This is a genomic window from Comamonas sp. MYb396, from assembly GCF_037479555.1.
Lineage (GTDB): Bacteria > Pseudomonadota > Gammaproteobacteria > Burkholderiales > Burkholderiaceae_C > Comamonas.
Genome location: NZ_JBBGYU010000007.1, coordinates 186,719 through 198,802, shown reverse-complemented (window position 1 = coordinate 198,802; position 12,084 = coordinate 186,719). Strand labels below are relative to the sequence as shown.

At 64.6% G+C, this 12,084-nt stretch carries 10 protein-coding genes; 8 read left to right on the top strand and 2 right to left on the bottom strand.

Features of this window, described 5'->3' with window-relative positions:
• Positions 1-278: 278 nt before the first annotated feature.
• The 7 genes from WH265_RS17200 to WH265_RS17170 all read left to right on the top strand — a co-directional run bounded on the left by WH265_RS17200 (position 279) and on the right by WH265_RS17170 (position 7,080).
• Positions 279-1,133 (top strand): transporter substrate-binding domain-containing protein, encoded by an 855-nt coding sequence (locus WH265_RS17200; protein WP_339559072.1) that lies wholly within the window; start codon positions 279-281, stop codon positions 1,131-1,133.
• 66 nt (positions 1,134-1,199) lie between these two features.
• Complete coding sequence (locus WH265_RS17195; RefSeq protein ID WP_021026868.1) at positions 1,200-2,024, top strand: transporter substrate-binding domain-containing protein; 825 nt, start codon at positions 1,200-1,202, stop codon at positions 2,022-2,024.
• Between the two features lie 10 nt (positions 2,025-2,034).
• Entirely contained in the window at positions 2,035-2,784 is a 750-nt protein-coding gene (locus tag WH265_RS17190; protein ID WP_339518336.1) for an amino acid ABC transporter permease, read from the top strand.
• Entirely contained in the window at positions 2,774-3,586 is an 813-nt protein-coding gene (locus tag WH265_RS17185) for an amino acid ABC transporter permease (protein ID WP_339559071.1), read from the top strand. The genes WH265_RS17190 and WH265_RS17185 overlap by 11 nt, the downstream gene beginning before the upstream one ends.
• The gene (locus WH265_RS17180; RefSeq protein ID WP_339559070.1) at positions 3,573-4,421 is read left to right on the top strand and encodes an amino acid ABC transporter ATP-binding protein; all 849 of its coding nucleotides are present in this window, start codon (positions 3,573-3,575) and stop codon (positions 4,419-4,421) included. Before WH265_RS17185 ends, WH265_RS17180 begins: the two co-directional genes overlap by 14 nt.
• A 2-nt stretch (positions 4,422-4,423) precedes the next feature.
• Positions 4,424-5,761 (top strand): MmgE/PrpD family protein, encoded by a 1,338-nt coding sequence (locus WH265_RS17175; RefSeq protein WP_339559069.1) that lies wholly within the window; start codon positions 4,424-4,426, stop codon positions 5,759-5,761.
• Positions 5,758-7,080 (top strand): LLM class flavin-dependent oxidoreductase, encoded by a 1,323-nt coding sequence (locus WH265_RS17170; RefSeq protein ID WP_339559068.1) that lies wholly within the window; start codon positions 5,758-5,760, stop codon positions 7,078-7,080. The genes WH265_RS17175 and WH265_RS17170 overlap by 4 nt, the downstream gene beginning before the upstream one ends.
• 107 nt (positions 7,081-7,187) lie before the next feature.
• Here the strand turns inward: WH265_RS17170 and lolA are convergent, their stop codons facing one another.
• Complete coding sequence (gene lolA, locus WH265_RS17165; RefSeq protein WP_021026862.1) at positions 7,188-7,820, bottom strand: outer membrane lipoprotein chaperone LolA; 633 nt, start codon at positions 7,818-7,820, stop codon at positions 7,188-7,190.
• A 145-nt stretch (positions 7,821-7,965) separates the two neighbouring features.
• Complete coding sequence (locus WH265_RS17160; RefSeq protein ID WP_445228546.1) at positions 7,966-10,374, bottom strand: DNA translocase FtsK; 2,409 nt, start codon at positions 10,372-10,374, stop codon at positions 7,966-7,968.
• Positions 10,375-10,889: 515 nt separating this feature from the next.
• On the opposite strand from WH265_RS17160, the gene trxB reads away from it, so the two are divergent.
• Positions 10,890-11,843: a thioredoxin-disulfide reductase gene (gene trxB / locus WH265_RS17155; RefSeq protein ID WP_339533845.1), complete on the top strand. Its 954-nt coding sequence runs from the start codon at positions 10,890-10,892 to the stop codon at positions 11,841-11,843.
• The last annotated feature ends 241 nt before the right edge of the window (positions 11,844-12,084 follow it).

The window sequence follows — 12,084 nt, the reverse complement described above, 5'->3', positions numbered from 1 at the left end:
GGCGTTTTTATTTTGCCTGCCCGTGGCCACCACCTGCCGGCGCTGCAGCCGATCGCTTGCCCGGTGGCACAGCAGCGCCGCTTTCAGCATCCACCGGACCTGGTCCGCCAGCACAGGGAGCCGTCCGTCCAGGCGCCCTCCGCTGGCCGCCCCATATAAGTCTTACGCATACCCAAGCACGAAAAACTTCGTTGTCACCTGCAGCACGCAGCCCGAACAATGATGGCTATCTGCGGTCATTTCTCTCTCTTTTTCTGCGCCTAGGCAGCCCATTTGATATGCGTTCGACGGTCTCTTTCCCCTCCCCCCCACTCTCGACCCTGGCCTTCGCTGCTGCGCTGGCGCTGTGTGCCGCTAGCGCCCATGCGGATGCCACGCTGGACAAGATCAAGGCCAACAAGTCCGTCACCATTGGCGTGTTGCTCAACGGCGGCCCCACAGGCTCGATTGACCCCTCCAACCAGCGCTTCATTGGCTGGAACCCCGAACTCGCACGCCAGCTGGCGCGTGACCTGGGCGCGGACGCCACGCTGATTCAGGTACAGCCCTCCAATCGCGTGCAGTTTCTGCAGTCGGGCAAGGTCGATTTGCTGATCGCCTCCATCGACTGGAACCCCGAGCGTGCCGAGGTAATGGGCTTTGCGCCCACCCCGTTCTACAAGGTGGGCGGTGCCGCCATCGCCCGCAAGGGCAGTGGCCTGACCAAGTGGGAGGACTTGCGCGGCAAACCCGTCTGCGCCTCGCAAGGCGGCAGCTATGCCCGCATTTTGGGGGCCGACTATGGCGTACAGGTCAAGGGCTTCAAAGGCTCGGCAGAGGCCTTGCTGGCACTGCGCGGTGGCAACTGCGTGGCCTCCGTGCACGACACCACGCTGATCTACCCCCTGCTCAAAACCAATGCCGATTGGAAAGACTTTGATGCACCGATCACCCTGGCCTTGGGCGAGGCGCCTTCCGTCGTCTGGACCCGCAAAGGCGAGAACGACACCATTGCAGCAGTCGACCGGGTCATCCAGAACTGGCACCGCACGGGCTGGTTGATCGACACAGAAAAACGCCTGGGCATCACGCCACCGCTGCCGGCGCTCGTGGAACTGCAGCAACAGGCCTTGCAGGCCGCCAAGTCCAAGTAGTCCCGCTCCGCTCTCGCGCCACCAAGCGGCCCGCCCTCTGCGGCAGGCCGCCATTGCCCATTCGCCATGACCTCTCGCTTTTTCTCCACTGCCGCCGTCAGCGCCCTGGCGCTGACCGCCCACCTGGCCCATGCCGATGCCACGCTCGACAAAATCAAGCAGCGTGGCCAGGTCACCATCGGCGTCATTTTGTCGGGCCCGCCGTTTGGCACGATCAACCCAGCGACCCAAAAACCCGAAGGTTTCAACGTCGATCTCGCCCAGGCCGTGGCTACCGGTCTGGGTGTGAAGCTGGAGGCCGTGCAGGTCCAACCTTCCAATCGCGTGCAGTTTCTGCAATCGGGCAAGGTGGATGTGCTGATCGCCAACATGTCCTGGACGCAGGAGCGCTCCGAGATCCTGGACTTCGCCCCCACCCCGTTTGAGGAGATTGGCGGCGCGCTGCTGACCCGCAAGGGCGGCAGCTTCAAGCAGTGGGACGACGTGCGCGGCAAGACCGTTTGCGTTTCGCAAGGTTCCAACTACACCAAGCCGCTGATCGAGGAATACGGTGCCAAGATCAAGGCCTTTCGTGGTCAGCCCGAATCGCTGTTGGCACTGCGCGGCGGCGGCTGCGATGCCGCCGTCCATGTCAGCCCCACCTTGCGGCTCATGGTTGCCAGCGGCAGTGACTGGAGGGACTACGAACTGCCGCTGGCCCAGGACCTGATTCCCTCGCCCCAGGTGATCTGGGTGCGCAAGGGCGAGAGCGATGCCAGTGCCGCCATCGACCGCATCATTCAGCAGTGGCACCGCAGCGGCTGGCTGATTGAGACCGTGAAAAAAAACGGGCTCAGCCCATCGCAAAGCTTGTTCGACCTGCAGGCCAAGTACCGCAAGACGCCTGCCTGACGGAATCGCCATGTTGGAGCACAGCTTCTACCCATGGCTGGTGCAGGCCGCCAAGCCGCTCGGCCTGAACTTCGCATTTCTGCTGGAAGCCTATGAACGCGATGCCTTCATCCGTGGCCTGGGCGTCACCTTGCAGCTGTGCCTGCTGGTGATTCCAGGCAGCCTGGTGGCAGGTGTATTGCTGGCTGCCGGACTGACTTCAGGCCAGCGCTGGCTGCGTGGAACGACGCGCGCCTTTGTCGAGCTCACCCGCAACACCCCCACCTTGGTTCAGTTGTACTGCGCCTTTCTGGTGCTGAACATGCTGATCACGCAAAGCCTGCAAGCGCATGGCGGCGTGAACCCGCTCACGCCCTTTGTCTGGGTCTTTATCGTGGTCTCGCTGCACAAGGGCGTATTCCATGCCGAGGCACTGCGCGCCGGTATCGAGGCCGTGCCTCATGCAACCTTGGAGGCAGGACAGTCGCTGGGCTTCAGCCGCCGCCAGCTGCTGTGGCGCGTAGAGCTGCCACTGGCCCTGCGCTTTGCGCTGCCGGCCCTGGTGAACAACATGGTCGATCTGGTGAAGATGACGGCCGTGGCATCGGCCATTGCGGTGGGCGATGTGACCTACGAGTCCGTGATGATCTGGACGCAGCGTGACAACGTGCTGGAGCTGCTGCTGCTGATCCTGCTGTATTTCTGGGGCTTGACCTGGCTGGTCAGCCGCGCGGGCCGCTGGCTCGAACACCGCCTGAGGATGCCCGGCTATGGCCAGTGAACTGACATCTCCACAGCCCGCACCGGCCCTGCGCTGGTCCGCGCTGCTGCTGAACCCCTGGCTGCTGGGACTGCTGGTGGCCGCCGCGCTGCTGGCCGTTTGGTGGCATGCCGAGGGCCGCTTTCCGCCTGCGCTGGCCCATTTGTGGCAATGGTCACCCGCCTTGGTGCGCGGCATGTGGACCAATATCTACATCAGCATGCTGGCCATGGCCATCGGCACGGTGGCGGGTCTGTTCGTGGGGGCACTGGCGCTCTCGCAATGGGCCGCGCTGCGCAGCGCCACGCACTGGTATGTACAGGCCTTTCGCAATGCGCCCATCCTGGTGCTGATCTATTTCACCACCTATGTCTTCCCGTTCGAGCTGCAGCTGCTGCACTGGCGCCTGCCCTTTCCAGACTGGATCAAGGTCGTGCTGGGCCTGGCCTTGCCGACCTCGGCCGTGGTGGCCGAGATCTTTCGCGGGGCCATCCAGTCCATTCCGACGGCCCAGTGGGAGGCCGCGCAGTCGCTGGCCTTCAAGCGCTGGCAGATCTTTGGCTGGATCATCCTGCCGCAGTGCGTACGCCGCATGCTGCCACCCTGGATGAACCTCTACGCCAGCATCACGATGAGCACCTCGCTGGCCTCGCTGGTCGGTGTGCATGACATTGTGGACACGGCCCAGATTGCCAGCAACACCGTCGCCCGTACCGACTTCACCATCCTGGTGTATGTCACGCTGCTGGCGCTGTTCTTTGCCTATTGCTACCCCATTGCGCGCACCACACGGCGCCTGGAAAAACGCCATGCCTTCCGCTGAAACTCCCTCCACCCAGACCGCGCCGCTGGTGCAGCTGCGCGATATCCATCTGGCCTTTGGCGCCAACGAAGTGCTCAAGGGCATTGATGTCGATATTCCACGCGGCCAGGCCGTCACCATCATCGGCCCCTCGGGCTCGGGCAAGTCCACCATCCTGCGCTGCATCACTGGCCTGCTGCGCCCGCAACAAGGCCAGATCCGCGTGGGCGAGACCCAGGTGCAGGAGCTGCGCACCGAGGCCGAACTGATCGCCCTGCGCCAGCGCGTGGGCTTTGTCTTTCAGCAGTACAACCTGTTCCCGCACCTGACCGTGTTGCAGAACCTGGTGATCGCGCCCACCCGCGTGCTGGGCCGCGAGCGTGGCGAAGCCGAGCGCGAGGCGCGCGTGCTGCTGGACAAGGTTCGCCTGTCGCACAAGGCCCATGCCTACCCTGGCGAGCTGTCCGGCGGCCAGCAGCAGCGCGTAGCCATTGCCCGTGCGCTGGCCATGCGGCCCGAGCTGATGCTGTTCGACGAAGTGACCTCGGCCCTGGACCCCGAAACCGTCGGCGAGGTGCTCACCGTGATCCGCGAACTGGTGCGCGACGGCATGACCTGCGCGCTGGTGACGCACGAGATGCGCTTTGCCGAGGAGATCAGCGACCAGGTCTATTTCACCGAGGCAGGCCGCATCGTCGAACACGGCACGCCCGCGCAAATCTTTGGCCAGCCGAGCAACGAACGCACCCGCAGCTTTCTGCACCGGGCGCTGGGCGGTGACCGCAGCGCCCGCCTGCCGCCTGCAGCGCAGCATCCATCGACCCCTTTTACGCCAGCCACCCCACTGGCTTTCTGACCATGACCCTCAGCCAGGACTTTGCGCGGCGCATTGCCGATGCCCGCCCGCTGGAAGATGCCGCCGCCGTGCAGGCCGCACGCGAAGGCGTGCTGGATTTTCTGGCTTCGGCCTTTCCCGGCCCCGCTGATCCGGCCTGGCACAAGCTGCGTGGCGTACTGCCACAAGCTGGCGGCGCGGCCCGTGTGATCGGCCAAGCCACCACGACCGATGCCGCGAGTGCCGCCTTGCTCAACGGCTATGCCGGCCATGCTTTGGACTTTGACGATGTGCACTCCAGCGTGCGTGGCCACCCTGGCACCGTGCTGCTGCCGGCCCTGTTTGCGCTGGCCGATACCCTGCCCGCAGCCAGCGCCCTCGACCTGTTGGATGCCTATATCGTCGGCGTCGAAGCCATGGCCCGCCTGGGTCTGGCCCTGGGCAGCAAGCACTACGAAAACGGCTTTCACAACACCGCCACGCTGGGCCCTCTGGGCGCAGCCGCTGCCTGCGCCCGCCTGCTGACGCTGGATGCCGCCGCCACCGAAAACGCACTGGGTCTGGCCGCCACGCAGGCCGGTGGTCTGCGCCTGCAGTTTGGCAGCGAGGCCAAGCCGCTGCACGCCGGTCTGGCCGCACGCGCTGGCCTGTTTGCGGCGCAGCTGGCACAGGCCGGCCTGCAAGGCGCACCCGGCGTGCTGGAAGCACCCATCGGCTTTCTGGACGCCTATGGCTTTGGCGCAGCCGATGCAGGACGCGCGCTGGCCGACTGGGGCGCGCCCTGGCAGATCGTCACGCCCGGCCTGTACTTCAAGCCCTATGCCTGCTGCACAGCCACGCACTATGCGGCCGATGCCGCGCTGGCGCTGCGCGCCACGCACCAGCTACGTGCCGAGGACATTGCCGCAGTGCGTGTGGTCTTCCCACCCGCCGGTGATACGCCACTGACCGTGACCGACCCAGCCACCGGTCTGGAAGGCCGCTTCAGCGTCGAATATGTGCTGGCCGCTGCCTTGGTCGATGGCGCGCTGGGCCTGTCGCTGTTTGACGAGCGCCCTGCCCGCGAAGACCTGCGGGCCTTTGGCCGCCGTGTCAGCCGCGCCCATGACCCGCATGCAGCGCGTGCCTCCACCGACCCCAAGACCCGTTTCTCCACCGTGGAAGTGACGCTGCACGACGGCCGCCAGTACATGCAGCACGTGCAAGGCCTCAGCCGTGCCAAGGACCTGGCCGCCAAGTTTGCCGACACCACGCAGCAGCAGCCAGAGGCGCTGCGCGCCGTGCCTGCACTGGTTGGCCGCATGCGCAGCCGTGACGACCTGATTCAACTGACCGCTTTGTTCTCTTTGGTGCAAGCATGACCTCTACCTCCACTCCCCGCCAGATGCGCCTGGGCCTGTTCCTGCAAGGCGCCGGCCACCACGTGGCTGGCTGGCGCCACCCCGATGCCGAGTCTGGCAGCGAAAACCTGGGCCTGATCCAGCGCCTGGCCAAGACCGCTGAAGACGCCAAGTTCGACATGGTCTTCCTGGCCGATGGCCTGAGCGCCACACCCGACATGCACCCTTCGGCCGCACTGCGCTTTGAGCCGCTGACGCTGCTGTCGGCCCTGTCCATGACCACCAGCCACATTGGCCTGGCAGCCACGGCCTCGACAACCTACAGCGAGCCCTACCACATTGCCCGCTCGTTCGCCTCGCTGGATCTGCTCTCGCAGGGCCGGGCCGCCTGGAACGTGGTCACCACCTCCTATGACCGCACGGCCGCCAATTTCACCCGTGGCAACCACCCCAACCATGCCGAGCGCTATGCGATGGCCGGCGAGTTTGTCGATGTGGTCAAAGGCCTGTGGGACAGCTGGGAGGACGATGCCATCGTGCGCAACAAGGACAGCGGTGTGTACTTCGACCCCGCCAAGCTGCACACGCTGGACTACGAGGGCGCGCATTTCCGCATCAAAGGCCCGCTGAATGCACCGCGCCCGCCGCAGGGCCACCCCATCGTGATCCAGGCGGGCTCGTCCGAGCCCGGCCAGGCGCTGGCAGCCCGCACGGCCGATGTCGTCTTCACCGCCCAGCAGACGCTGGAGGAGGCCAGCGTTTTCTACCGGGGTCTGAAAAGCCAGCTGGGCCAGTGGAACCGCGACCCATCGCACGTGCACCTGATGCCCGGTGTGTTCCCCGTCATCGGCCGTACGGCGCAAGAGGCCAAGGACCGCTACGAGCAATTGCAGCAATGGGTGGACACCTCGGGTGCACTGTCCATGCTGTCCGAGCGGCTGGGCCACGATATCTCCGGCTACCCGCTGGACGGCCCGCTGCCCGACCTGCCCGAGTCCGACCAGCTCAAGAGCCGCGCCAAGCTGCTGACCGACCTGGCCCGCCGCGATAACCTGAGCCTGCGCCAGCTCTACCACCTGGTCGCCGGCTCACGCGGACACCGCATCGTCGTTGGCACGCCGACGCAGATTGCCGACGCGCTGCAGGAATGGTTTGAGGGCGAGGCCGCCGACGGCTTCAACATCATGCCGCCCTACTTCCCTGGCGGGCTGAATGACTTTGTGGCCCTGGTCCTGCCCGAGCTGCGCCGCCGAGGCCTGTTCCGTACCGAGTACAGCGGCCGCACACTGCGCGACCACCTGGGCCTGAGCCGCCCGGCCAGCCGCTACGCTGCACGCTAGGCAGCAGTCACGACACGGGAGACTGCAGTCGTCCAGCGCTGTTCAGCCCAAAAACAAAGCCCTGGCCGTACCTGACAGCCAGGGCTTTGTTGCAATGGCTTGTGGTCTTACTGGCGGATCACTTCCGCACCGGACGGAATCGCAAACTCGAACGCCGAGCCCGGCAGCGAAGGCAGGGCCTTGAAGCCGACAAAGCGCAGCACCGAGCGCTGGCCAAAGCCATCCTCGATCTCCAGGGTCTGCAGCTCATCGCCCTTGAAGCCGACCTTGACCTGCTTGATCTGGCCGTCCTTGTTCTTCGGGATGGCCTGGGCCCATTGCTGGCCATCGGCCTCGGGCAGGCTGCTCACGTCGAACTCGGCCTTCAGCGCCTGCAGGCTCGACGCGGACGCCAACAGAGCCGCAGGCGTCTGGCCCAGGGCCTTGCTCTGCTGGCGCTGGGTGACCTGGTTCAGGTCGGCGTCATAGACGGTCAGCACCGTGCCATCGGCGACGATGGTCTGGTCAAACGGCTTTTGGTAGATGAACTTGAACTTGCCCGGCCGCTGGAATGCAAAGCTGCCGCTGGAGGTCTTGACCCTGCCTGCCTGGCCCTGCTTGGCGGGCGAGGTGACCGTCTGCGTGAACTGGGCTTCACCGGCCTGCGAGCTGGTCATGAACTTTTCCAGGCTTTGCAGGCCATCGGCCTGTGCCCAACCGGCCAGGCTGACCAGGGCGGCTGCTGCGATCCATTGTTTCATCGTGAATCCTTTCGTGCTTTGCGAACAAAGCCAATGCATGGGCCACTTTCAGGCCAACAAGGGGTTTGGAGTGCGGCAGCGGGCCACAAGTGCCCGCGGTGGGCCGCCAAGGCGCTGGCTTTGCGAATGTTTACCCGCCGCTGCGCTATTCTTCACCGCCGGGACGGTGGGCCACCAGCACTTCGCGCTGGCCGCTGCCGGTCAGGGCGCTCACCAGGCCGGCGCGCTCCATCTCTTCGAGCAGGTTGGCCGAGCGGTTGTAGCCGATGCGCAGCTTGCGCTGCACGTAGGAGATGCTGGCCTTGCGGTCCTTGAGCACGATCTCGACCGCCTGGTCGTACATCGGGTCCTTCTCACCACTGCCGCCGCCCTCCTCATCGCCAAAGCCGGAATCGCCCTCACCGGTGCCGCCTTCGAGCACGCCGTCGATATAGTCGGGCTCACCCTGCTCCTTGAGGTAGCTGACGACGCGGTGCACTTCCTCGTCGGACACAAAGGCGCCATGCACCCGCACCGGGAAGCCCGTGCCGCTGGCCATATAGAGCATGTCACCCATGCCCAGCAGCGCCTCGGCGCCCATCTGGTCCAAAATAGTGCGGCTGTCGATCTTGGAGCCCACCGAGAACGCGATACGCGAGGGGATATTGGCCTTGATGAGGCCGGTGATCACATCGACGCTGGGGCGCTGCGTGGCCAGGATCAGGTGGATACCGGCGGCGCGCGCCTTCTGTGCCAGGCGTGCAATCAGCTCTTCGATCTTCTTGCCGACCACCATCATCAGGTCGGCCAGCTCGTCGATCACCACAACGATATGCGGCAGGCGCTGCAAGGGCTCGGGCGACTCGGGCGTCAGGCTGAAGGGGTTGGGGATGCTTTCCTCGCGCGCCTTGGCCTCGTCGATCTTGGTGTTGTAGCCCGCCAGATTGCGCACGCCCAGCTTGCTCATCAGCTTGTAGCGGCGCTCCATCTCGGCCACGCACCAGTTCAGGCCGTTGGCCGCCTGCTTCATGTCGGTCACCACCGGGCACAGCAGGTGCGGAATGCCTTCGTAGACCGACATTTCCAGCATCTTGGGGTCGATCATCATCAGCCGCACATCCTTGGCCTCGGCCTTGTAGAGCACGGACAGGATCATCGCGTTGATACCCACGGACTTACCGGAACCGGTGGTACCGGCGACCAGCACATGCGGCATCTTGGCCAGGTCGGCCACCACCGGCTTGCCGATGATGTCCTTGCCCAGGCCCATGGTCAGCAGGCTCTTGGCGTCGTGGTACTCGTGCGAGCCCAGGATTTCGGTCAGGCGGATGGTCTGGCGCTTGGCATTGGGCAGCTCCAGTGCCATATAGGTCTTGCCGGGGATGGTCTCGACCACGCGGATCGACACCAGCGACAGCGAACGGGCCAGGTCCTTGGCCAGGTTGACGATCTGCGAGCCCTTGACGCCGGTGGCCGGCTCGATCTCATAGCGGGTGATCACCGGGCCGGGCGCGGCCTCGACCACGCGCACCTCAACGCCAAAGTCCTTGAGCTTTTTCTCGATCAGGCGGCTGGTCATCTCCAGGGTTTCGTAGGAGACGCTCTCCTGCGTCTTGGGCGCCGCATCGAGCAGGTCGACCTGGGGCAGGCGTGTGTCGCGCAGCTCGTTGAACAGCGGCTTTTGCCGCTCCTTGACCACACGGGCGCTGGGCTGCGCCTGGGGCTTGAGCGGCTGGGCGATATGCAGGCCCGAATCGACGGCTGCGCTGCGCAGCGCAGCAGGCAGCATGCTGTCCAGGCCATCACCGGTCGGATCCATGCGCGAGGCCATCGGCGCGGGCGCCGCACTGCTGACCTCGGCCTCACGCGCCTGCGCCGCCTTCTTGCCCACGGCCTTGTCGGCAGCGGCTTCGCGGCGCAGCATCAGCTTTTGCAAAGTGCGTTCAATCCCGGCGCCGACCTTCTCGGCGATCTGGCCCCAGGAGAAGCCCAGAATCCAGGACAGGCCCAGCAGCAGCAGCATGACGCCGACAATGCCCGAGCCGGTAAAACCCATCCAACGCTCGGCCAGCGGGCCGAGCAAAAAGCCCAGCACACCGCCGGCAGCGCCAGGCAGGCTGGCCTCAAAGCGGTAGAGGCGCGACCATTCCAGCGCAGCGCTGGCCAGCAGCAGCACCACCAGACCACCCCAGAACACCATGCGGCGCAGCCACAGCGGGCGCGGATCATTGGGCGGTGCCTCCCCGGCGCGCAGCCAGCGTGCCAGCGACGAGAACCAGGCCAGCACGGCCGCGACCACCAGCCACCAAACCGAAAAACCCACCATGAAATAGCCGCCGTCAGACACCATCGCGCCCAGGCGCCCCATCCAGTTGCTGACATGGCCGGCAATTTGGGTGCCCGAGGTGGACCAGGCCGGGTCCTTGGGTGAGTAGCTGACCATGGCCGCCACGCAAAACGCCATCAGCACAAAACTGATGATGAGCACCAGCTCGTGCCCAAAACGGCGAACCCCCATCACCAGCGAATGGCCGGTCTGGGGTGCTGTCTTTGATTTCTTTGATGAGTAAGCCATAACCTAGGAGCCAGAGCTTACCCTAAGCGGATTGCAAATTCGATAGCAGGCCAGGGGCCTGGGGCTGGGTGATGCCCCGGTGCGACGCGGTGCTTCAGGCAAAGTGCGGGCCGCCCTCCCGCACAGAGCGGGCCGCCAAGGCCGCGACAGGCGCTGGCCATCAGCACAAATACCCAATAAAAACATAAATCTGATGCACGAAAAGCATGGCTCGCCACCGGCGCGATGCCCCTGTCACCAGGCAATACGCAACATTTTGTAATCTACCTATCTTCCTACAATCCCACCCCTTGCGCCAGCACGCCGCAACGATTGTTGTCATTGGTGCGCAAAGGCAGCGCCGGGCGTCCTCAGGTGCTGCGATGGCTTGCGACAATCAAGGACATTGACACAAGCCATCCACAGAGGGTGGCTAGTGTTTGATACTCTTTCATGTTTTGCTGCGCGCGAGCCAGCCCCCTTGATTGATTCGCAGATGCCCCGCATCTGCTCCCCATGAATGCGATAGGAGTTCTATGTCCGCCATCCACCAACATGCCAAAGTACTGATTCTGGGCTCGGGCCCTGCGGGCTACACGGCCGCCATCTATGCGGCGCGTGCCAACCTCGATCCCGTCCTGATCACCGGCATGGCCCAGGGCGGCCAGCTGACGACCACCACCGAAGTGGACAACTGGCCCGCCGATGTGATGGGCGTGCAAGGCCCGGCATTGATGCAGCGCTTTTTGGAGCATGCCGAGCGCTTCAAGACCCAGATCATCTTTGACCACATCAACCAGGTCGATTTCAGCAAGCGCCCCTTCACCTTGAAGGGCGACAGCGGCACCTACACCTGCGACAGCCTGATCATCGCCACCGGCGCATCGGCCAAGTACCTGGGCCTGCCCACCGAAGAGGCCTTCATGGGCCGTGGCGTGTCGGCCTGTGCGACCTGTGACGGTTTCTTCTACCGCGAGCAGCCCGTCTGCGTGATCGGCGGCGGCAACACTGCCGTGGAAGAGGCGCTCTACCTGTCCAACATCGCCAGCAAGGTGACCCTGGTGCACCGCCGCGACAAGTTCAAGGCCGAGCCCATCCTGGTCGACAAGCTGATGGAGAAGGTCCAGGAAGGCAAGATCGAGCTCAAGACCCACTTCACGCTCGATGAAGTGCTGGGCGACCAGTCGGGCGTCAACGGCATCCGCATCAAGAGCACGCAGGACGGCCACACCGAAGACATCGCGCTGCAAGGCTGCTTTATCGCCATTGGCCACCACCCCAATACCGATATCTTCCAAGGCCAGCTGGAGATGGAAAACGGCTACCTGGTGACCCAGATGGGCCGTGGCGGCTTTGCCACACAAACCAGTGTTCCCGGCATCTTTGCCGCTGGCGACGTGCAAGACCACATCTACCGCCAAGCCATTACCAGCGCGGGCACGGGCTGCATGGCCGCGCTGGATGCCCAGCGCTTCCTCGAGCAGGAATAAACCACAGAGCAAAGGGCCTAGCCCGAATTTTGCTTTCGGGTTATAATCCTTGGCTTTGCTGCTTGCCGCCTTTTGCTATTTCGCAATCTTCGGCGCGTGAACAGGAAACTACGGCAGGTTTGCCAGCGGTCTTGCACCACTGAACAGGCCCGGCCGTGAACATGGGCTACCGCCACCCTTTGATTGGCGAGGTGAGGCTGCAAGCCGCGCTGTCTTTAACGGGGCAGACAGGGCAAGCAGC

Bases quoted from the DNA above. Each gene is read 5' to 3' on its own strand.
- WH265_RS17200 (WP_339559072.1), top strand. From the start codon at position 279: ATGCGTTCGACGGTCTCTTTCCCCTCCCCCCCACTCTCGACCCTGGCC.
- WH265_RS17195 (WP_021026868.1), top strand. From the start codon at position 1,200: ATGACCTCTCGCTTTTTCTCCACTGCCGCCGTCAGCGCCCTGGCGCTG.
- WH265_RS17190 (WP_339518336.1), top strand. From the start codon at position 2,035: ATGTTGGAGCACAGCTTCTACCCATGGCTGGTGCAGGCCGCCAAGCCG.
- WH265_RS17185 (WP_339559071.1), top strand. From the start codon at position 2,774: ATGGCCAGTGAACTGACATCTCCACAGCCCGCACCGGCCCTGCGCTGG.
- WH265_RS17180 (WP_339559070.1), top strand. From the start codon at position 3,573: ATGCCTTCCGCTGAAACTCCCTCCACCCAGACCGCGCCGCTGGTGCAG.
- WH265_RS17175 (WP_339559069.1), top strand. From the start codon at position 4,424: ATGACCCTCAGCCAGGACTTTGCGCGGCGCATTGCCGATGCCCGCCCG.
- WH265_RS17170 (WP_339559068.1), top strand. From the start codon at position 5,758: ATGACCTCTACCTCCACTCCCCGCCAGATGCGCCTGGGCCTGTTCCTG.
- lolA (WP_021026862.1), bottom strand. From the start codon at position 7,820: ATGAAACAATGGATCGCAGCAGCCGCCCTGGTCAGCCTGGCCGGTTGG.
- WH265_RS17160 (WP_445228546.1), bottom strand. From the start codon at position 10,374: ATGGCTTACTCATCAAAGAAATCAAAGACAGCACCCCAGACCGGCCAT.
- trxB (WP_339533845.1), top strand. From the start codon at position 10,890: ATGTCCGCCATCCACCAACATGCCAAAGTACTGATTCTGGGCTCGGGC.